Source organism: Lentzea xerophila (genome assembly GCF_051094245.1).
GTDB classification, from domain to species: domain Bacteria; phylum Actinomycetota; class Actinomycetes; order Mycobacteriales; family Pseudonocardiaceae; genus Lentzea; species Lentzea xerophila.
Genome location: NZ_CP194934.1, coordinates 447,144 through 465,911, shown reverse-complemented (window position 1 = coordinate 465,911; position 18,768 = coordinate 447,144). Strand labels below are relative to the sequence as shown.

The window sequence follows — 18,768 nt, the reverse complement described above, 5'->3', positions numbered from 1 at the left end:
GGGTTTCCCAGGACGCAAGCCACCACTGGACGAAAGAAGGGGGCGGCGTGGGGTTCGACCAGTTCGTCGCCGATCGGCTCGATCGGCTGTTGGGTTACGCGACCGCGATCACCTGCGACAAACACCTGGCGCAGGACATCGTGCAGAACGTGCTGCTACGCGCGCAGGGCAAGTGGGAACGCATCGGCGGGATGGATGCGCCCTATCTCTACGTGAAGCGCATGGTGACCAACGACTACCTGTCGTGGCGGCACCGCAAGGCGGCACGAGAGATCGCCGTGGAGCGCAGTGAGCTCGCCAGGCACGTGCCGTCGATGGCCGATCCGGCCGACGCGCACGCCGAACGCGACGCCATGCGCGCACGGATCGCCGTCCTGCCACGCAAGCAACGCGCCGCGTTGGTGCTGCGGTTCTACGAGGACTGCAGCGACGCGGAGATCGCACAGGTGCTTGGCTGCGCGGAATCCACCGTGCGCAGCCAACTCTCTCGCGCGCTACAGACGTTGCGTGCCCACGAACTCGCCCGGTCCGCCACCCTGGGGGTGCACTCATGAACGACCTGATCCGCCAGGCCATCGCCGCCGAGGCCGACGAACGCGTCGACTCCGGGACCGTGCTGGCCGGCCTGTACAACGCCAAGAAGCGCCGCAAGCCGCTGGGGCTGATCGTCGGCGTCGCCACGTTGACCGCGGCTGCCGCGGCGGCTGCCGTCATCGTCCCGACGACGATCAAGAAGACCGAGGCCGCGCCCGCGGTGTCCGTCGCACCGGACGCGCAGAACGTGCTGCTCCTCGGCACCGACGACCACGACCGCGCGGACGCGATCGTGCTGGCGCGCTTCGACGCGGACGGATCGGTCAGCGCGGTCTCGCTGCCACGGGACATCGCCGTCGGCGACGAGAAGATCAACGGCATGTACCTGAAGTCCCCGGAGAAACTGATCGACGCCGTCGAGGGGCTGACCGTGACGAAGGTCGACCACTACGCCGCGATCAGGATGTCCGAGTTCGGCAAGATCGCGCAGGCCGTCGGCGGCGTCGAGGTCTGCCTGATCGCGGCCACGCACGACCAGGTCACCGGCGCCCGCTTCCCGGCGGGCAAGCAAACGCTTGCGGGCGACCAGGCGCTCGCGTTCCTGCGCCAGCGCTTCGCCCTGCCCGGCGGTGACCTGGACCGGACCAGGCGGCACCAGGCGTTCCTCACCGGACTCGCCGCCAAGATCACCAAGGACAACGCTCCCGCGCTCGCCCGTGAGATCAGCACGACGATCAAGGTCGACGCGGGGTGGGACGTGCTGGAGTTCGCCGAGCGGTTCCAGGGACCGGTGGAGGTCAGCGCGGCGACCCTGCCTGTCGGCGACCCCGTCGAGGTCGGGAACGGCGAGGGCTTCGTGGTCGCCCCCGGGCAGGCGAAGCAGTTCATCGAGACCCAGTTCAGCGGCAACGCGCCCCAGGGCGAGGGCTGCGTTCGCTGACGATCACCCCAATGGAGCATCAAGTCGCTCTTCTGCGCCGCCGATGATCTGCATGTAGCGCGCGAAACGGCCGCTACGATCAATTCGTGCGCGAACCACTTGAACGTGACTCCGAGATCGCGCACATTCGCGAGGCTCTGGACGCAGCCACCCGTGGTGAGGGTCGCGTCGTCGTCATCGAGGGCCGTGCCGGGATCGGCAAGACCAGGCTCGTGCACGAGTGCCGCGAGCTGGCCAAGGACCGTGGTTTCGGCAGGCTCCAAGCTGTCGGCGACGCCCTGGAGAGCGCCATGGCGTGGGGCGTCGTCCGGCAGATGGTCGAACGGTCGGTGTCGCGGTACTCCGGTGAGATCCGCGAGAAGATCCTGGCCGGGCCGTCCGGGGCGGCGCTCAAGGCCCTGGACGACGCCGCGCTCGACCCGAGCGAGGCCGAGCTGGCTCGCACGCTGCACTCGTTGTGGTGGGTCGCGGTGGACCTCTCCTCCACCCGCCCGCTGCTGATCACCGTGGACGACGCGCACTGGGCGGACCACTCGTCGCTGCAGTTCCTCGTCTACCTCTCGCGCCGGATCGCGGACCTGCCGATCACGCTGGTCGTCGCGACCAGGCCGCCGCTGGACAACTTCGGGCCGCTCGCCCAGCTCAGCGTGTCCGCCGACCGGCTGCTGCCGCGTCCGCTGACCACGGAGGCGCTCAGCGCGCTCGTCGGCGGGCACCCCGAGGTGATCACCGCCCTGCACGCGGCCAGCGGCGGGAACCCGTTCCTGTCCGGCGTGCTGGTGGACGAGCTCGCGGCGCTCGGGCTGCCGCTCGACGAGGCGTCGACGGCGGAGAAGGTCGGCACGCTCGGGCCGAGCACGGTCTTCCGCGCCACGCTCGGCCGGCTGCCCGCTCACGCCGTGGCGCTCGCCGGCGCCATCGCGGTGCTCGGCACGCACGCGGATCCGTGGCAGGCGGCGGAACTGGCCGAGGTCACCGATCTCCCGGCTGCGGTCGAGGCGTTGACGGCGGCGAACGTCGTCGTGACCGGCGAGCACCTGGATTTCGTGCATCCCGTTGTGCGCGAAGCGGTGCTGACCGGTCTCGGACCGATCGCGCGTGCCTCGCTGCACGCGCGCGCCGCGAAGTCGTTGTGGGAGTCGCACGCCTCCGCGGACCGGGTCGCCGCACATCTCGTGCACGCTCCCAAAGGGACATTGCCGAACGCCGCCGAGGTGTTGCGGAAGGCCGCGGCGACGTTGCTCTCGGGCGGTGACGCGCGGACCGCCGCGGCACACCTCGCACGGGCGGTCGACGAGAGGCCCGACGACGCCGGGCTGCGCGCCGAGCTGGGCCGGGCGTTGCTGCGGACCGGCGACGCGGTGGCCGCGCACCGGCACCTGAAGGCGGCGGCTCAGGGGCTGCCGGACGCGGAACTGGTGGCGGCGGCCGCCTCGGCGACGGCGGCGGTCGAGGGTCCGGCGGCGGCGATCGCCGAGCTGACCGAGGCCATCGCGGCCCGCCCGGACGGCGAGTCACGACTGCACCTGGAGGCACGGCTGGCGGTGTTCCGGTCGTTCCTGCCCGACCAGCGGCAGACCGCGTCGGCGCACCTCAGCGGCTACGCGAGCCTGGCGGGCAGCACCCCGGACGAACGCACGTTGCTCGGCCTGCTCGCGCAGATGGGCCGCTACGAGGTGTGGCCGCACGACGAGGTGGCCGCGACGGCGACGCGCGCGCTCGCGAACGGCGCGTACCTCGACGACGCGACGGGCAGCACGGACGCGATGGTGGCGTGGCTGGTGGCGTTGCTCGCGCTGATGGCCGCCGACGGCGTCGACACGGCGCGGCACGAGATCGAACGGGCGCGGCTCAAGGTCAGGGCGCACGGGTCGCCGATCGAGTTCGCGATGGTGGCGAACGCGTCGCTGTTCCTGAACTGGCGGGTCGGCGACATGCGGCTCGTCGAGGCGGAGGCCGAGGGCGCGCTGGCCGCCGTGGCGCACGAGGACCCGGTGTCCGAGGTGATCAGCCTGCGCGCGACCTCGACGCACTTCGCCGTCTACGCGGCACTCGAACGGGGTGACGTCGCCGCTGCCGCCGCGTTCGCCTCGGCGTTCGACGCGGCCCACGCGGGCGCGCGGCGGACCATGCCGATGATCTGGCTGCACGAGGTGCGCGCGTTGATCGCGCTGGCCGAGGGCGACGCCCGGCGCGCGATGACCGAGGCATACCGCCAGCGTGACGCGATGCACCAGGTGCACGTCGACCCACCGACGATCCCGTGGCGCGCGCCGGCGGCGAGGGCCGCCTTGCAACTGGGCCAGCACGAGCTCGCTCTGGAACTGGCGGCCGAACAGCTCGAAGTGGCTCGCAGGTGGGGCGCGGCGACCGAGGTCGGAGCGGCTCTGCGGTTGCTCTCCCACGCCTCCCCGGAGTCACGGCTGGAGCTGCTGACCGAGTCGGTGGCGGTGCTGGAGGAGTCGCCGGCCCGGCTGGAGCTCGCCCGCTCGCTGGTCGACCTGGGCGAGGCGCTGCGGGTGGCGAGACGGCGGACGGACGCGCGGGAGCCGTTGCACAAGGCGATCGACCTGGCTTCGGCGTGCGGCTCGACGACGCTGCGGACGCGCGCGGCCGAGGCGTTGGAGGCGCTGGGCGACCGGCCACGGCGGCAGATCGTGCTGGGCGCGGAGGGGCTGACGGCATCCGAACGGCGGGTGGCCGACCTGGCGGCCACGGGCCGGGCGAACCGGGAGATCGCGCAGGAGCTGTTCGTGACGCCCAAGACCGTCGAGAACCACCTCGGCCGGATCTACACGAAGCTCGGAATCGCGGGTCGCCGCGACCTCGCTCGCGTCCTCGCCTGAGACGGAGCGACGTGGGGGTGTCCCTGATACACCCATCTTTTCCGCACGGAGGTTGAGGGATCGCCCCTCATGCCCTTGGGGGTCCTCCTCGGCGAATCTTGTGTCACCGCAGGGGAAACACAAGATCTCGAAGGGGAAACCGGAATGATCCGCAACGCTCTGCTCGCCGCCGCCGCTCTCACCGCCGTCGTCGCTCCCGCCACCGCCGCCGCGGACCCGATCATCGGCACGCCGCCCCCGTGCGTCGGCGCGTCGGACCTCGCCGGCCCCGACTTCCACGTCAAGAAGTGCGGCGTCAGCGATGTGGATCAGCACCGCGCCGGCCTGGAGAACAACGGCGGCGCCTACTGCGGCCCCGCGTCGCTCTACAACGTCCTGCACTACTGGGGTCACGAGAAGGACGCCCCGGTCGGCTGGCTGACCACCAAGGTCGGCAACCTCAACCCGAAGGACCCGGCCGACTTCAGCGTCATCACCAACTCGATCGGGCGCATCGGCGTCGACGCGAAGTACACCAGCGACGGCACCAACCTCACCAACCTGCGCAAGGCCTGGGACATCGCCACCAAGCCCGCCCGCGACGCCGGCTGGACCACGTCCACGGGCGTGGTGAGCACCAACGACCACCCGGACTTCGCCGGTGACCTCGCGAAGAAGCTCAACGAGGGCCCGCTGCAGCTGGTCTACGGCCGCTACAAGGCGGGCCCGACGGCCGGTTCACTGCAACGCGGCGGTGGCCACATCGTCACGGTCGTGTCCGCGACCGGCTCGTTCGGCGGCAACACGATCAAGCTGAAGCTGGCCGACCCCGGCCGTGCGCTGGACAGCGGCCAGGGCGCCTACCTCTACACCCAGTCCGCCTACGAGTCGCTCGACGTCACCCTGGCCAAGAGGACCTTCAAGGAGTACGTCCCGGTCAAGGACGACGAGAACACCCGCGCGGACGAGTCGCTGGAGCCGGGCACCTACCGCTGGGTGACGCGCTGGGAGCTCGACGGCCCGCGCTACGTCAGCGACACCAACCGTCACATGGTCGAGGGCTTCAACTGGTTCGACATGGCCAAGTGACTGCTCCGTCCGGGCCGGTAGCAAGGTTGGCTCGTGACTGCTCCGTCCGGGGGCCGCACCCTTCAGGGGTGCGGCCCCTTCGCCATAGCCTGATCCCATGGCACGCCGCGATCGGGAACGGACCCGCCGCCGGTTGCTGGACGCCGCGTTCGTCGAGTTCGCCGCCTACGGGATCGCCGGGGCGCGGATGGAACGCATCGCCCGCATCGCCCGGTGTTCCGCGGGCCTCGCCTACACCTACTACGGCGGCAAGGACGAGCTGTTCGACGCCGTGCAGTCGGAGGTGGTGGACGCGGCGGCGGTGCGGTTCGACGCCCGTGACCTGCCCGGTTACGCGGGCCGGCTGTACGACCTGCAGCACCGGCACCCCGAGCTCGCCCGGCTGGCGACCTGGCAGCGGCTGGAGCGGCGCGCGTCCTGCGACCGGGTGGCCGACGTCGAGGCGATCCGGTCGGCGCAGGCCTCGGGGCTGGTGTCGTCGCGGTTCTCCGCCGAGCAGGTGTTGCGGCTGGTGCTCGCGGTCGCGTCGATGTGGTCGGGGGTTCCCGGCGACGCCGACCACGTGGTGCGGCGGCGGACGGTCGAGGACGCCGTGCACCGGCTGATCGATCCGTAACCTGGATTTATGCGTGTTCTCGTGGTTGCCGCGCCGTTGCTCGGTCACGTCTTTCCGTTGATGCCGCTGGCGCTGGCCCTGCGTGACGCCGGGCACGACGTCGTGGTCGCCACCGGCGGCGAGGCGCTGCGGGTCCGCGACTCCGGCCTGGACGTCGAGGGCGTCGTGCCCGCGAACGTCCGCTTCGGACCGATCGCGCTGCGCATCATGCTCAGGCACCCGCTGGTGGCCAAGAGGGAGATGCGGGGCGTCGGCGGGCTCGACTTCGTGTCACGGCTGTTCGGCACCGTCGGCGACGCGATGACCGCGCCGCTGCGGGCGCTCGCCGACAGATGGCGGCCGGACGTCGTGGTGCACGAACCGCTGGCCGCCGCCGGGTCGGCGCTCGGCGTGCCCGCGATCGTGCACGACGTGTCGTTGTTCGACGGGCTGGACCTGACGGCCGCCGTCGGCGCGCGGATGAAGGCCGAGGTGCGTTCTCCCGCAACGGTTCTGCGCACGGCACCGGCATCGCTCGCGCAGTTCCTGGGCGGACGGCCGATGCGGTTCGTCCCCTACAGCGGCGACGGCGAGGTGCCGGGGTGGCTCGCCGAACCCGCGGGCAGGCCGCGCATCCTCGTCAGCAGGAGCACCGTGGCCGGTCCCGGCGCCGGCAGGATGATGGCGGCGGTGGTCAGGGCGGCCGGGCGGGTCGACGCCGAGTTCGTGCTGGTCCGTCCGGACCGGACGGAGGGACTGCCGGACAACGTCAGGACGGTCGGCTGGGTGCCGATTCCGCGCGTGCTGCCGTTCTGCGACGGGATCGTGCACCACGGTGGCGCGGGGACGTTGCTCGGCGCGCTCGCGGCGGGAGTGCCGCAGCTGGTCGAGCCTGGGCCCGGCGACCGGACCGTGCACGCGACGTTGATCACCGCGCGCGGGGCCGGGCTGGGGGCCGAACCACGGGACGTCACGCCGGACCTGCTGACGCGGCTGATCGAGGACTCGAAGCTGCAACGGGCCGCGGGTGAGGTGAGCGCCGAGATCGCCGCGATGCCCTCGCCCACCGAGGTAGCCGAGCGGTGGGAAAGTCTCCTGCTGCGCGGCCGCAGTTCGTGAGATCGACCCCGGCGCAATAGCGGAGCACCTAATCTGGCCGGGTGCGCATTCTCTTCTCGAGCCTAGGCTCACACGGACACGTTTACCCGATACTTCCGCTCGCGGTCGCCGCCCGCGAGCAGGGACATGACGTCCTCTACGCCGTCGACTCCGGATTCCACGCGACCGTGGAAAAGCTGGGTCTCACCGTGGTCGACGCGGGCATCAGCATCTGGGACGCTTTCCGCCAGGCGAACGAACTGCACGGCACCGGGGCGTTCCGGCGGGACATGCTGCGGCAGACCGCCGTCGACGCGTTCGCATCAGTGCTGCCCAGGGCCTTCGTGAGCGACCTGGAGCCGGTGCTCGAGCGGGACAAGCCCGACCTGGTCGTCTTCGAGATCATCAACGCCGGCGCGGGCCTCGCGGCCATGCGAGCGGGCATTCCGGCGGTGTGCCACGGGTTCGGCAAGATGGACGACACGCTGGTCCCGGAGGCCATGAGTGATCTCTTCCTGAGCTACGTCGAGGAACTCGGCATCAGCTTGCCGAATGGGCAGCATTACGGACTCGGATCGCCTTATCTCGACGTCTTCCCGCCATCTTTGCAGGATCTGGACTTTCTTTCGGACGTCGATCGAATTCCGCTGCGACCGGTCCCGTTCGCCGAACCGGGTGAATTTCCCGATTGGGTCGCCGACCATGCGAAGCCGCTGGTCTACCTGACGTTCGGCACCGCGTTCTCGAACCCGGAGGTGCTCCGGACGGCGATCACCGGCCTGTCCGGGGTGGACGCCGAGGTGCTCGTCGCGACCGGGCCGCAGGTCGACCCGGCCGTGCTGACCGACGTGCCGGGCAACGTGCACGTGCTCCCGTGGGTGCCCCAGGCGGATCTGCTCGCGCACGCAGATCTCGTCGTGCACCACGGCGGTGCCGGCACCACGGTCGCCGCGATGACGAACGCCGTGCCTCAGCTCGTGCTGCCGCAGGGCGCCGACCACTTCCGCAACGGCGAGATCGTCGCGACCACCCGGCTGGGTGACCAGCTCGTCGGCGAGCAGTTCACTTCGGACGCGGTGCAGGAGACCGTGCGCAAGCTGCTCGACGACGCCGACGTACAGGAGGCGAACGCCGCCATCGCCGCGGAGATCGCCGCCATGCCGCACCCCGGTGACGTCGTGCCGAAGCTCGTCGAGCTCGCGGGCTGACGGGACCGGAGCCGGTGCCTACTCGGTAGGCACCGGTTTCAGCGCGGACAACGCCTCGTCGACGGAGTTGTGCAGCAGGAGGACGTCGGCCACTCCCGTGACCTCCAACGGCCTCCTCACGGCGCGTTGCGGCGCTACGACGTGCAGCTGCTTGCCACGTTCGTCGGCGAACTCGTGAGCCGTGATCAACGTCGAGATGCCGGTCGAACCGAAGAAGCTCACCCTGCTGAGGTCGGCGACCAGGGCCGGGCCGTCCGAGTCGACCCCGGCACGGAGCGCGGCCAGCACGTCGTCGGCTGTGTCCGCGTCGATCTCACCCTCCACCGCGACGACCACTACTCCGGCGACATCCGCGGCACGCACCGTCAGCAGCGGTGACTCCTGAACCTGATCTTCGTTCACCAGCACTCCCCGGTGGCCGAAGCGCACGAGACTCGGACTCCGAGCACGCTTCTGAACCCGGCTACATCTTCGACGTTACGGCCGTTGCTTCACCACCACAACCTATTCCACCCCCGACAGGAGGACGGCAGCGACCAGCCCGGTGCCGCGCCCGCCCTTCGCCAGGCAGTCGGTGACGCCCGCGCGGCCGTGATGATCACACTCGCCCGGAACCGGCTGCCGTCCTTGCCACTTCTCGCCGTTCAGCCCACGGCGTACCGGAAGTTCCGCGACCGTCCGACGACGAAGGACCGCACCTGGTCGAAGACTTCTTCGTGCTGCTCCTCGACGCCGAGCCGAGGCGAGATCAGCTTGATCAGGTGGCTCGCTCCGGCCTCGAGCGCACCGCCGAGCGGCAGGACGCTGAGGAAGATCGGCACGCTGGAGTGCGCCGCCACCTCCCCGGCCCGGTGGAGGGCGTCCAGCGGCAGGTCGCTCAGCAGGACGTTGTCGCCCTGGTAGCTGTGCGGCGGCAGCGGTGCGCCGGCGGCTTGCGCGAAGGGCTTCCTCCCGAACTGCTCCTTCACCCTGGGCGCGACGCGGAGGTGGTCGACGTCGAACGGTTTCGTGCCGGCGAAGGTCACGCGCACGACGTCACCGAGGGTGGTGAGCGACGGCGTGACGTGGTCCGGCAGGTCCCACGCGTGGAACGCCTCGAAGACCGCTTCCGCGTGCCGCACGTCGAAGAACATCTCGCCCGCGTGGACCTCGCTGACGGGCAGGAGCTCGAACTCCAGCGCGGTGACGACGTCGCCGACCTGCTCCGTCCTGCGGACGCGCTCGCTCGCTAAGCCGAACTCCCTGGCCAGCACGCTGAACCCGCCACCGAGGGTGTACCCGACCACGCCGACGTCGCTCGCGTCGCCGCTCAGCGGGGCGAGGCCGTGCGGAGCGGCCTGCTCGACCACCTGCCGCCAGACCGCGCCTGCGCCGACCCTGGAGGTGCGGGTCCTCGGGTCGATCTCGACGGTGTTCATCCGCCTGGTCGAGATGAGGACGCCGGTGGTGGTCGTGGTGAGGCCGTGGCCGGTGGTCTGGATCGCGTACTCGTGGCCGTGGGACTCGGCGTACCGCACGGCCTCCTCGACGTCCTGGACGTTCTCCACGGCGAAGACCACCTGCGGGTCGTGGCGGAGTCCGGTCTGGAAGCCGCTGCGTTCCTCGTCGTAACCGGTGTCACCGGGGCGGAAGATCTGCATGTCTTCAGCCTGGTTGAGCTGGTGTTATATGTCCAAGATCTAGTTGTGCTCGAGTCTATAATCGTTGGTTATGGAACTTCGGCAGCTCGAGTACTTCGTCGCGGTCGCCGAAGAGGGGTCGTTCACTCGGGCCGCGGAACGGGTGCACGTGGCGCAGCCCGGTGTCAGCGCGCAGATCCGGCGGCTGGAGCGGGAGCTCGGGCACGACCTGCTGGACCGGTCGGGGCGCACGGTCACGGTGACCGACGTGGGTGCGGCGGTGCTGCCGTTGGCACGGGCGGCCCTGGGATCGGTGGAGTCGGCTCGGCGGACCGTCGAGGAGATGGCGGGGCTGGTGCGCGGGGTCGTGCGCGTGGGAATGGTCGTGTCCTGCGGAATCGTGGACCTGCCCGAGCTGCTGTCCGCTTTCCACTCCGCGCATCCCGGTGTGGAGATCACTTTGTCGGAGGCCGGCTCCGACGCACTGATCTCGTCCCTTGTGGACGGACAACTGGATTTCGCGTTGATCGGGTACGCCGGTTCGGCGCCTGAGGGGTTGTCGGTGCGAGTGCTCGCCGACGAACCGATCGTGGCCGCGGTCGCTCCCGCGGATCCCTGGTACGGCAGGGAATCCGTGTCCGTGGATGAGTTGCTGGAGCGAGGGTTGATCAGCCTGCCGCCCGGCACGGGGTTGCGCGGAGCGTTGGACGAGGCGTGCGGCCCTCGGCGGCCGCGCATCGCGTTCGAGGCCTCCGCCCCGCCGATGGTGATCGCCCTGGCGCAGCGCGGATTGGGGCCGGCGATCCTGGCGCTGTCGATGGTCTCGGACCTGCACGCCGTGCGGATCACCGACCCGTCACCGTGCAGCCGGCTCGCTTTCGCCTGGCGCACCAGAGGTCCGCTCAGCCCGGCCGCGCGGGCGTTGGTCCGGCTCGCGGAAAATCGGGTGACAGCGAACTAACCGCCCTGCGACGATCACCGCATGTTCCTGACGGCTGAGCACAACACGTTCGCAGGTGTTCCTGCGGGCGCGCTCGCCGTTGCCCTAGCCGATGTCGCGGCACAGCTGGCCGGCGCCCGACTCTGACCCTTCTCCAGTCCATCCTTCAGGACCGCTGGAGGAGGGTGGTAGCGGTTCATCGGTTCTGAGCCCCAGCTGTACTTCCCGAGGGAACAGGGCAATGAAGCAAGAGTTCGTGCGCGCCAAGCCACACCTCAACATCGGCACCATGGGCCACGTCGACCACGGCAAGACCACGCTCACCGCGGCCATCACCAAGGTTCTGTCCGAAATGGACCCTTCGGGCACCACCTTCACGGCGTTCGACCGCATCGACCGTGCGCCGGAGGAGCTGGCCCGCGGCATCACGATCAACATCGCGCACGTCGAGTACGAGACGCCCACGCGGCACTACGCGCACGTCGACATGCCCGGTCACGCCGACTACGTGAAGAACATGATCACGGGTGCGGCGCAGCTGGACGGCGCGATCCTCGTGGTGTCCGCGGAGGACGGCACGATGCCGCAGACGCGGGAGCACGTGGTGCTGGCGCGCCGGGTGGGCGTGCCGCACGTGGTGGTGGCGCTGAACAAGGCCGACGCGGTGAACGACCCGGAGCTGCTCGACCTGGTGGAGCTGGAGATCCGCGACCTGCTCTCCCAGTACGGCTTCGACGGCGACGCCACGCCGGTCGTGCGGGTGTCCGGCCTGCGCGCGCTGCAGGGTGACCCGGTGTGGGTGCGGTCGGTGGTGTCGTTGCTCGACGCCGTGGACTCGCATGTGCCGGTGCCGACGCGTGACCTCGACGGTGCCTTCCTGATGCCGATCGAGAACGTCCTGACCATCACCGGTCGCGGCACCGTCGTGACCGGGGCGGTGGAACGCGGCGTGCTCGGCCTCGGCGACGCGGTCGAGGTGGTCGGTCTCGGTGAGGCGGTGACCTCGGTCGCCACCGGCATCGAGACGTTCGGCAAGCCGATGCGGCAGGCCCAGGCGGGAGACAACGCCGCGATCCTGTTGCGCGGCGTCAAGCGCGGTGAGGTCCGGCGCGGCCAGGTGCTGGCCCTGCCGGGCAGCGTCGCGCCGCACACCCGGTTCCGCGCGTCCGTGTACCTGCTTTCACACGCCGAGGGCGGCAGGCACACGGGTATCGCGTCGAACTACCGCCCGCAGTTCCACTTCCGCACCGGCGACGTCGTCGGCGTGGTGGAGCTCGACAGGACGCCGGCCCTGCCGGGTGACACCGTCGAGGTCACGGTGGAGCTGGGCAAGGCGGTGGCGATGGACACCGGGCTGGGCTTCGCGATTCGCGAGGGCGGCAGGACCGTGGGTGCCGGCACGGTCGGCGAGATCCTCGCGTAGGGCGGTGGCGACGGCCCGAGAAGGTGGTCGCGCTGCCACGAGTACCACCGGCCCGCGGGTCGGTGGTACCTCGCCCGGACTCAGCCCGACTCGTCGCTGACCGCGTGCTCGGCGCCGACCGGCTTCGACTCGGGCGAGCCGCGCTGACGCAGGTAGACGCTGAGAATCGCCATCGACGCGATCGCCAGGAACTCGGACTGCCAGTTCTGCAGCGACCGGTTCCAGAAGTCGGCGCTGAAGAAGTACTGGCCCAGGTTCATCTGCTCGGCCAGCGGGTCGGAGTTGTTGGCGTACCAGCCGGCGACCCACTGCATCGCCCAGGAGAACAGGAACAGCGCCAGCATCGCGAGCCCGAGCGACTTCGAGTACAGCTCCGTGCGCCAGCCGCCCGCGCGCGCCCACTTCGGCGACGACTCGCTCGTGTACCGGCCCAGCCGCTGGTCCTTGTCGCTTTCCGGGCCGGCCTTGTCCGTCGGCTTGGACTCGGGAGAGCCTTTCTGGATCAGCCAGACGGTCACCCAGACATACAGGAAGAACTGCAGGTACTCGGACTGCCAGTTCTCCGTGACGTCGACCAGGAAGTCGGCGGAGTACAGGTACGCCCCGAGGGTCAGCAACGGTTGACCCAGCGCGGCCTGACGCTCGTTGAAGTCGGCGTGGCCGGCGAAGAACTGACCGACCAGCGCCGCGAGGAACAACCCGGTGAAAACGAGCGTCAGGCCGTTCTCACGCAGGAATCTCCTCATAGGACGGGGTGCCCCGCGCGCACCTGCGGCTAAACATCGATCAACGGCACGACTTCCTTGGCCCAGAACTCGAAGAACTCCTGCTGGCCCGGCCCGATCTGCTGCACGTGGACCTCGTCGAACCCGGCGTCGGCGAACTCCTTGATCTTCTCCGCGTACTGCTCGGGGTCCGGGCCGCACGGCATCGCCGACCGGATCATCTCCGGCGTCACGAGCTCCGAGGCCTGCTCGAAGTGCTTCGGTGTCGGCAGCACCTGCGCGAGCTCACCGGGCAGGCCGTCGTTGGGCCACAACCGGTGCGCGGTGGCCACGGCCTCGTCCTCGGACTTGGCGTAGCAGACCTTCAGGCCGCTCTGCGCCGGTCCGCGACCGCCGTCGGCGCGGTACTTCTCCACCAGCTCACCGGACGGGCCGACGCTGACGTACCCGTCGCCGCAGCGGGCGGCGAGCTTGACGGCCTTGGGGCCGAACGCGGACACGTAGATCGGCACCGGCCGTTCGGGAACGGTGTAGATCCGGGCGTTCTCGACGGTGTAGTACTTGCCCTGGTGGGTGACCTCGTCGCCCTGGTGCAGCGTGCGGATGAGGCCGATCGCCTCCTCCAGCATCTCGAGCCGCACGTCCGCGGACGGCCAGCGGTCGCCCAGCACGTGCTCGTTGAGCGCCTCGCCGCTGCCGACGCCGAGCACGAACCTGCCCTCGGTCTGGACGGCGGCGGTGGCGGCGGCCTGCGCGATGACCGCCGGGTGGATGCGGACGGTCGGGCAGGTCACGGCCGTGGTGATCGGCAGCGTCACGGTCTCGGACAGCGCGCCGATCGTGCCCCACACGAACGGCGACTGGCCCTGTTCGTCGTTCCAGGGGTGGTAGTGGTCGGAGATCCACAACGACTCGAACCCGTGCTCCTCGGCCATCCGAGCGTTCCGGACCAGCTCGCGCGGCCCGTGTTCTTCCGAGGAAAGGAAATAGCCCAGTTTCACGGCAGCAACTCCTGGATCTTGGTCTTGAGGCCGCGCGCCATCAGCTCCCAGGCGTCCGGGTCACCGCGCAACACGGCCTCGGTCATGTCCTTGATCTGCTCGAACGTCGCGTGCGGCGGGATCGGCGGCACGTTCGGGTCGCAGCGCACGTCGAGCACGGTCGAGCCGTCGAACGCGAGTGCCGTCTCCCACGCCGTGCCAAGCTGGGCGGGGTCGTCGACCTCGATGCCTTGCAGTCCGATCGAACGCGCGAAGGTCGCGTACGAGATCTCCGGGAGCGTCTGGGACTCCTCGAACTTCGGCGCACCGCCCATCGCGCGCAGTTCCCACGTGACCTGGTTGAGGTCGTTGTTGTGGAACACGCACACGACGCAGCGGATGCCGTACCGCCGCAGCGTCAGCAACTCCGCCATACCGTTCATCTGCATCGCGCCGTCACCGACCAACGCGATCAACGGCCTGTCCGGCTGGGCGAAGGCAGCACCCAGCGCGTACGGGACCGCGCAGCCCATCGTGGCGAGCGTGCCGGACAACGAGGAGCGCACGTTGCCGCGGATCCGCAGCAGCCGCGCGTACCAGTTCGTCGCGGATCCGGAGTCCGCGGTGACGATCGCGTTGGCGGGCAGGCGTTTCGACAGTTCCGAGACGATCAGCATCGGGTTGATCGGATCGGCTGGCACCTGGGCCTGCCGTTCCAAGACCTCCCACCAGCGCTCGACGTTCGACTCGATCGTCTCGCGCCACGAACGGTCGTTCTTGCGCTCCAGCAAGGGGATCAGCGCGCGCAACGTCTCCCGCGCGTCACCGACGAGGTTGACCTCGGTCGGGTAGCGCATGCCGATCGCCCGGCCGTCGACGTCGATCTGCACGCCCCGCGCGGCACCGAACTTCGGCAGGAACTGCGAGTACGGGAAGTTCGAGCCGACGATCAGCAGCCGGTCGCAGTCGCGCATCATCTCGTACGAGGGTCGCGTGCCGAGCAGTCCGATCGACCCGGTCACGAACGGCAGGTCGTCCGGCAGCACGTCCTTGCCCAGCAACGCCTTCGCGACACCGGCACCGAGCACTTCGGCGACCTCACGGACCTCGGCGGCGGCACCGCGAGCGCCCTGCCCGATCAGGATCGCGACCTTCTCGCCCGAGTTCAGCACCTCGGCCGCGCGCTGGACCTCGTCGAAGGCCGGCACGACGGACGACGACGGGCGGGACGGCGGGCTCGACGGGATGTACTTGAACTCGTGCTTCGGCGGCGAGTACTCCTGCTCCTGCACGTCGTTCGGGATGATCAGCACGGCCGGCGCGCGGTCGGCCTGGGCGGTGCGCATCGCCCGGTCGAGCGCGTTCGGCAGCTGCTCGGGCACCGTCACGTCGACCAGGTACGAGGCGACGTCGCGGAACAGCGAGTGCAGGTCGACTTCCTGCTGGTAGCTCCCGCCCATCGCGGTGCGGGCGGTCTGGCCGACGATCGCGACGACCGGCACGTGGTCGAGCTTCGCGTCGTACAGGCCGTTGAGCAGGTGGATCGCGCCGGGCCCGGACGTCGCCAGGCACACGCCGACCTCGTCGCTGAACTTCGCGAAGCCGACGGCGGCGAACGCGGCCATCTCCTCGTGCCGCGTCTGGACGAACTTCGGGTCGTTGTCCGCCTTGCCGAACGCCGCCACGATCCCGTTGATGCCGTCACCGGGATAGGCGAACACCTGCTTCACACCCCAGTCGCGCAGGCGCTGGACGACGTAGTCCCCGACGGTCATCAGGCGTGCCCTTCCAGGACGTAGACCGTGTACGCGGACCGGATGATCGGCTGTGCGACGTTGCGGACCCGCACCCCGCCCGGCGTCATGCCCTGCTCGGTGCCGAAGTGCGCGTGGCCGTGCACGGCGAGGTTCGTGCCGGTGGCGTCGATCGCCTCGCCGAGCAGGTACGAGCCGAGGAACGGGTAGATCTCCGGCGGCTCGCCGCGCAGCGTGTCCGGCACGGGCGCGTAGTGCGTCAGCGCGACCTTGACGTCGGTGTCCAGTTCGGACAGTGCCTGCTCCAGGTTCTCCGCGATGTCGCAGGTGTGCTGGATGAACGCCTTCATCTCACGCTCGCCGAACGCGCTCCCGCACTTGCCGGCGAACCCGCCGCCGAACCCCTTCACGCCCGCGATACCGATCGAGCAGCCGTTCGCCCGATGGGTGAACGTCGTGCCCTCCAGCACGTGGATGCCCTTGTCCTGCAGCGTCTTGGTGACCTCGAGCGGCTTGTCGTCGTGGTGGTCGTGGTTGCCCAGCACGGCGACGACGGGCACCGGCAGGTCCGCGAACTCGTCGGCGACGACCTCCGCCTCGGTGACCGTGCCGTGCCGGGTGAGGTCACCCGCCAGCAACAGGATGTCGGCGTGCTCGCCGACCTTCTCCAGAGCGGGCCGGAGGTGGCCGCGCATGTCCTCGCCGAGGTGGATGTCCCCGACTGCGGCGACTCGGATCATCGCAGGTCCTCCTCACCCTCGGGCTCGCCCGCAGGTGTCACGCGCACGTCGTTGAAGATCGTCAGTTCGGGCGCGGCCTCCCGCAGGACCTCCTCCAGCGCCGCGCGGCGGTCCGCGCACGCCACGTCACCGGAGAGCATCACGTGGTCGCCGCGCACGGTGATCCGCACGCCGAGCTCGGCCGTCCGCGGGTCCTCCGCCACCGCCCTACGCAGATTTGCCGCCAGGTACTGCTCGGAACTCATGACCCCTCCCGATGATGTCCAGGCGTTCGATCAGCACCAGGAACGCTTCGGCGTACGGCGAGTGCTTTGTCTCCTCGCGCACGTGCTCCCAGTCGACCTGTTCTCTGAGCGCACGGGCGAACGGCAGGAGCTCGCTGAAGTCGCACCGGTGCCCGTCCAGCACGAGCAACTTGCTGGTCAGCACGAACGTCGCCGGCATGACCGGTAGCATCACGGATCCGACCGGCATCTCCTCGGCCATCGCGAGGACCTCGTCGGTGACGGGCCGTTCGTTCGGCCGGAAGAGCAGGTCCACCAGCGAGTCGCCGTCGTAGACCTTCAGCAGCCAGTCCTCCGGTGGTTCCGCGGCGCGCAGACCGCGCTGGACGAGGACCCGCACGGCCTCGGTGGCGTCCTGCTCACGGACAAGAAGATCGACATCGTGTTCACTCGCGGGGCCGCCCCGGGCATACCCGGCGCAGCCACCCGTCAGCGCGAAGGGGATCTCCGCGCTGCGCAGAGCGTTGGCGACTTTGGTCAACGTACGCAGCAGCTCGTCCTGCACGTCGCTCATGCACTCCCGGCTACCCAGCCGGTCGCGGCGTGAACCTCAGTCGGTGGCGAGGCGCGCGTGGGTCTCGGTGTCGTGGCGGACGCCGTCGTAGAGCAACCGGGCCCGTTCGACACCCTCCACGAGGAAACCCGCCCCCAGCGCGACCCGGCAGGAGGCGGGGTTGTCCAGGCGGTGGGCGAGTTCCAGGCGGAACAGGCCGAGCTCGGTGAACGCGAACTCGCTGACCGCCCGGCAGGCCAGGGTCGCGAGACCCTTGCCCCTGGCCTCCTCCCGGATCCAGTAGGAGACCCACCCGGTCAGGTGACGGCGCTCCACACTCGACACGGCGACGTTGCCCACCGGCACACCCTCGTGCAGGACGGCGAAGGAGTAGGCGGTGTCCTCGTCGCGACGGTCGGCGAGCAGCACGATCCACTCCTGCGCGGCGGGCAGCGAGTCGACCGGGAAGGTGAACTGGCGGTCCATCATCGGTTCGCGGGCGGTGGCCAGCACGACCGGTGCGTCGTCGAGGTTCCAGGGCCGCAGCAGGGTGTCCACCTGTCCACCTTCTGAATTCGGGGGTCCGGCCGCAACTCAAGGGGCACCCCAGACGTCAGAAGGACAACCGACCAGGGGAGCGCAGATGGTCATTTTCGGCTGGCGCACGACGATCGAGCAGCTCAGGATGCTGACGCTGGTGTGCGGGCACTGCCACCACCAGTCCGCGCACAACCTGTTCCGGCGCTACACGAAGCCGACCGTCTTCTTCATCCCGCTGTTCACGATCCGCAGCCGGTACGGGCTGCAGTGCACGTTCTGCGGTGTCTCCTACGACATCAGCAAGATGCACGCGCATCAGCTCGTCTGACGGCAGGCCTCACATCCGGGCGCGTACTCGTCGGTGGTGACGCGCCCGCACTCCGGGCAGATCAGCTCGAGAAGGCAGGCCGGCTCAGCCTCAGGGACACGACCGAGGTCCAGACCCAGCCGATCGTCGCGACCACGTAGAGCAGTACCGTCCCGCCGGGGTTGCCCAGGAACGCCATCGGCACCATCAGGAGCACGCCCGTCAGGCCGCTCATCACCGCCAGCCATCCCCCGAGCCTACGCGCGAAGACGAAGCACGCCCCGATCCAGCCGATCATCACGAGTCCGAACGCCGCCGCGTGCAGCGCACCGTGCCACGACATCGCCGCGGGCGGGCCGTCGGGCGCGCCGGCCGGGAAGCCCATGGCCGGGTCGGCGACGAACACCCCGCCGAGGATCATCCCTGCCCCCATCAGGCCGATCAGCCTCGCTCCCCACCTCGTGTGCCGCGCCATGCCCGTCGCCGCCACCAGGAACAGCGCGCCGCTGACGACGAAGTTCGCGATCTGGATCCAGCCGGGCGAGCCGAGGCTGAGCATGCTGAACGGGTGCCGGGAGAGGTCGAAGCCCTCGCGGGTGAACGCCTGGGCGTACCCGACGACGAGGTAGAGCGGACCGGCGACGACGCCACAGACGACGCGGGACATGGGTTCC

At 70.0% G+C, this 18,768-nt stretch carries 20 protein-coding genes; 10 read left to right on the top strand and 10 right to left on the bottom strand.

All coding sequences use genetic code 11. The features are described 5' to 3' along the window. Positions 1–47: 47 nt before the first annotated feature. The 7 genes from ACRSBM_RS02305 to ACRSBM_RS02275 all read left to right on the top strand — a co-directional run bounded on the left by ACRSBM_RS02305 (position 48) and on the right by ACRSBM_RS02275 (position 8,289). The gene (locus ACRSBM_RS02305; protein WP_434439178.1) at positions 48–554 is read left to right on the top strand and encodes a SigE family RNA polymerase sigma factor; all 507 of its coding nucleotides are present in this window, start codon (positions 48–50) and stop codon (positions 552–554) included. Then, positions 551–1,474: an LCP family protein gene (locus ACRSBM_RS02300; protein WP_434439177.1), complete on the top strand. Its 924-nt coding sequence runs from the start codon at positions 551–553 to the stop codon at positions 1,472–1,474. The genes ACRSBM_RS02305 and ACRSBM_RS02300 overlap by 4 nt, the downstream gene beginning before the upstream one ends. A gap of 86 nt (positions 1,475–1,560) precedes the next feature. Further along, positions 1,561–4,320 (top strand): helix-turn-helix transcriptional regulator, encoded by a 2,760-nt coding sequence (locus tag ACRSBM_RS02295; protein ID WP_434439175.1) that lies wholly within the window; start codon positions 1,561–1,563, stop codon positions 4,318–4,320. A gap of 144 nt (positions 4,321–4,464) precedes the next feature. Further along, the gene (locus tag ACRSBM_RS02290) at positions 4,465–5,388 is read left to right on the top strand and encodes a hypothetical protein (protein ID WP_434439174.1); all 924 of its coding nucleotides are present in this window, start codon (positions 4,465–4,467) and stop codon (positions 5,386–5,388) included. A 97-nt stretch (positions 5,389–5,485) separates the two neighbouring features. Further along, positions 5,486–6,004 carry a TetR family transcriptional regulator gene (locus ACRSBM_RS02285; RefSeq protein WP_434439173.1) on the top strand — a complete coding sequence of 173 codons (519 nt, stop codon included), beginning with the start codon at positions 5,486–5,488 and terminating at the stop codon, positions 6,002–6,004. A 9-nt stretch (positions 6,005–6,013) separates the two neighbouring features. Then, positions 6,014–7,102 carry a nucleotide disphospho-sugar-binding domain-containing protein gene (locus ACRSBM_RS02280; protein WP_434439170.1) on the top strand — a complete coding sequence of 363 codons (1,089 nt, stop codon included), beginning with the start codon at positions 6,014–6,016 and terminating at the stop codon, positions 7,100–7,102. Positions 7,103–7,143: 41 nt separating this feature from the next. Beyond that, positions 7,144–8,289, top strand: coding sequence for a glycosyltransferase (locus ACRSBM_RS02275; RefSeq protein ID WP_434439169.1), 1,146 nt, complete (start codon positions 7,144–7,146; stop codon positions 8,287–8,289). 18 nt (positions 8,290–8,307) lie between these two features. Here the strand turns inward: ACRSBM_RS02275 and ACRSBM_RS02270 are convergent, their stop codons facing one another. Both ACRSBM_RS02270 and ACRSBM_RS02265 read right to left on the bottom strand, forming a co-directional pair. Further along, positions 8,308–8,691 (bottom strand): STAS domain-containing protein, encoded by a 384-nt coding sequence (locus tag ACRSBM_RS02270; protein WP_434439166.1) that lies wholly within the window; start codon positions 8,689–8,691, stop codon positions 8,308–8,310. Positions 8,692–8,933: 242 nt separating this feature from the next. After that, positions 8,934–9,929 (bottom strand): FAD-binding oxidoreductase, encoded by a 996-nt coding sequence (locus tag ACRSBM_RS02265; protein ID WP_434439164.1) that lies wholly within the window; start codon positions 9,927–9,929, stop codon positions 8,934–8,936. Positions 9,930–9,999: 70 nt separating this feature from the next. On the opposite strand from ACRSBM_RS02265, the gene ACRSBM_RS02260 reads away from it, so the two are divergent. Together ACRSBM_RS02260 and tuf are read left to right on the top strand one after the other, a co-directional pair. Further along, on the top strand, positions 10,000–10,869 hold the full coding sequence (locus tag ACRSBM_RS02260; RefSeq protein ID WP_434439162.1) for a LysR family transcriptional regulator: 870 nt from the start codon (positions 10,000–10,002) through the stop codon (positions 10,867–10,869). Positions 10,870–11,089: 220 nt separating this feature from the next. Further along, positions 11,090–12,271, top strand: coding sequence for an elongation factor Tu (gene tuf, locus ACRSBM_RS02255; protein WP_434439159.1), 1,182 nt, complete (start codon positions 11,090–11,092; stop codon positions 12,269–12,271). 80 nt (positions 12,272–12,351) lie between these two features. Here the strand turns inward: tuf and ACRSBM_RS02250 are convergent, their stop codons facing one another. From ACRSBM_RS02250 to ACRSBM_RS02220, 7 genes are read right to left on the bottom strand one after another with little or no spacing between them, the layout of a single operon-like run. Beyond that, entirely contained in the window at positions 12,352–13,017 is a 666-nt protein-coding gene (locus tag ACRSBM_RS02250; protein WP_434439157.1) for a DUF6766 family protein, read from the bottom strand. 29 nt (positions 13,018–13,046) lie between these two features. Next, positions 13,047–13,997, bottom strand: a complete 951-nt coding sequence (locus ACRSBM_RS02245) for a TIGR03557 family F420-dependent LLM class oxidoreductase (protein WP_434439154.1) — start codon at positions 13,995–13,997, stop codon at positions 13,047–13,049. Then, on the bottom strand, positions 13,994–15,751 hold the full coding sequence (locus ACRSBM_RS02240; RefSeq protein WP_434439151.1) for a thiamine pyrophosphate-requiring protein: 1,758 nt from the start codon (positions 15,749–15,751) through the stop codon (positions 13,994–13,996). Before ACRSBM_RS02240 ends, ACRSBM_RS02245 begins: the two co-directional genes overlap by 4 nt. After that, positions 15,751–16,470 (bottom strand): metallophosphoesterase family protein, encoded by a 720-nt coding sequence (locus ACRSBM_RS02235; RefSeq protein WP_434439148.1) that lies wholly within the window; start codon positions 16,468–16,470, stop codon positions 15,751–15,753. Before ACRSBM_RS02235 ends, ACRSBM_RS02240 begins: the two co-directional genes overlap by 1 nt. After that, positions 16,467–16,715 carry a BON domain-containing protein gene (locus ACRSBM_RS02230; RefSeq protein WP_434439146.1) on the bottom strand — a complete coding sequence of 83 codons (249 nt, stop codon included), beginning with the start codon at positions 16,713–16,715 and terminating at the stop codon, positions 16,467–16,469. Before ACRSBM_RS02230 ends, ACRSBM_RS02235 begins: the two co-directional genes overlap by 4 nt. Continuing rightward, on the bottom strand, positions 16,678–17,268 hold the full coding sequence (locus tag ACRSBM_RS02225) for a nucleotidyltransferase domain-containing protein (protein WP_434439143.1): 591 nt from the start codon (positions 17,266–17,268) through the stop codon (positions 16,678–16,680). The genes ACRSBM_RS02230 and ACRSBM_RS02225 overlap by 38 nt, the downstream gene beginning before the upstream one ends. A gap of 36 nt (positions 17,269–17,304) precedes the next feature. Beyond that, a complete protein-coding gene (locus ACRSBM_RS02220; protein ID WP_434439142.1) occupies positions 17,305–17,805 on the bottom strand; it encodes a GNAT family N-acetyltransferase in 501 nt (166 codons plus the stop codon). Between the two features lie 85 nt (positions 17,806–17,890). On the opposite strand from ACRSBM_RS02220, the gene ACRSBM_RS02215 reads away from it, so the two are divergent. Next, positions 17,891–18,115 (top strand): zinc-ribbon domain-containing protein, encoded by a 225-nt coding sequence (locus ACRSBM_RS02215; protein ID WP_434439139.1) that lies wholly within the window; start codon positions 17,891–17,893, stop codon positions 18,113–18,115. 61 nt (positions 18,116–18,176) lie between these two features. On the opposite strand, the gene ACRSBM_RS02210 is transcribed toward ACRSBM_RS02215, so the two are convergent. Next, a complete protein-coding gene (locus ACRSBM_RS02210) occupies positions 18,177–18,761 on the bottom strand; it encodes a DUF998 domain-containing protein (RefSeq protein WP_434439137.1) in 585 nt (194 codons plus the stop codon). Positions 18,762–18,768: the final 7 nt, after the last annotated feature.

Coding starts and splice junctions, on each gene's coding strand:
- ACRSBM_RS02210 (WP_434439137.1), bottom strand. CDS start 18,761: ATGTCCCGCGTCGTCTGTGGCGTCGTCGCCGGTCCGCTCTACCTCGTC.
- ACRSBM_RS02215 (WP_434439139.1), top strand. CDS start 17,891: ATGGTCATTTTCGGCTGGCGCACGACGATCGAGCAGCTCAGGATGCTG.
- ACRSBM_RS02235 (WP_434439148.1), bottom strand. CDS start 16,470: ATGATCCGAGTCGCCGCAGTCGGGGACATCCACCTCGGCGAGGACATG.
- ACRSBM_RS02260 (WP_434439162.1), top strand. CDS start 10,000: ATGGAACTTCGGCAGCTCGAGTACTTCGTCGCGGTCGCCGAAGAGGGG.
- ACRSBM_RS02285 (WP_434439173.1), top strand. CDS start 5,486: ATGGCACGCCGCGATCGGGAACGGACCCGCCGCCGGTTGCTGGACGCC.
- ACRSBM_RS02250 (WP_434439157.1), bottom strand. CDS start 13,017: ATGAGGAGATTCCTGCGTGAGAACGGCCTGACGCTCGTTTTCACCGGG.
- ACRSBM_RS02230 (WP_434439146.1), bottom strand. CDS start 16,715: ATGAGTTCCGAGCAGTACCTGGCGGCAAATCTGCGTAGGGCGGTGGCG.
- ACRSBM_RS02240 (WP_434439151.1), bottom strand. CDS start 15,751: ATGACCGTCGGGGACTACGTCGTCCAGCGCCTGCGCGACTGGGGTGTG.
- ACRSBM_RS02300 (WP_434439177.1), top strand. CDS start 551: ATGAACGACCTGATCCGCCAGGCCATCGCCGCCGAGGCCGACGAACGC.
- tuf (WP_434439159.1), top strand. CDS start 11,090: ATGAAGCAAGAGTTCGTGCGCGCCAAGCCACACCTCAACATCGGCACC.
- ACRSBM_RS02265 (WP_434439164.1), bottom strand. CDS start 9,929: ATGCAGATCTTCCGCCCCGGTGACACCGGTTACGACGAGGAACGCAGC.
- ACRSBM_RS02280 (WP_434439170.1), top strand. CDS start 6,014: ATGCGTGTTCTCGTGGTTGCCGCGCCGTTGCTCGGTCACGTCTTTCCG.
- ACRSBM_RS02225 (WP_434439143.1), bottom strand. CDS start 17,268: ATGAGCGACGTGCAGGACGAGCTGCTGCGTACGTTGACCAAAGTCGCC.
- ACRSBM_RS02290 (WP_434439174.1), top strand. CDS start 4,465: ATGATCCGCAACGCTCTGCTCGCCGCCGCCGCTCTCACCGCCGTCGTC.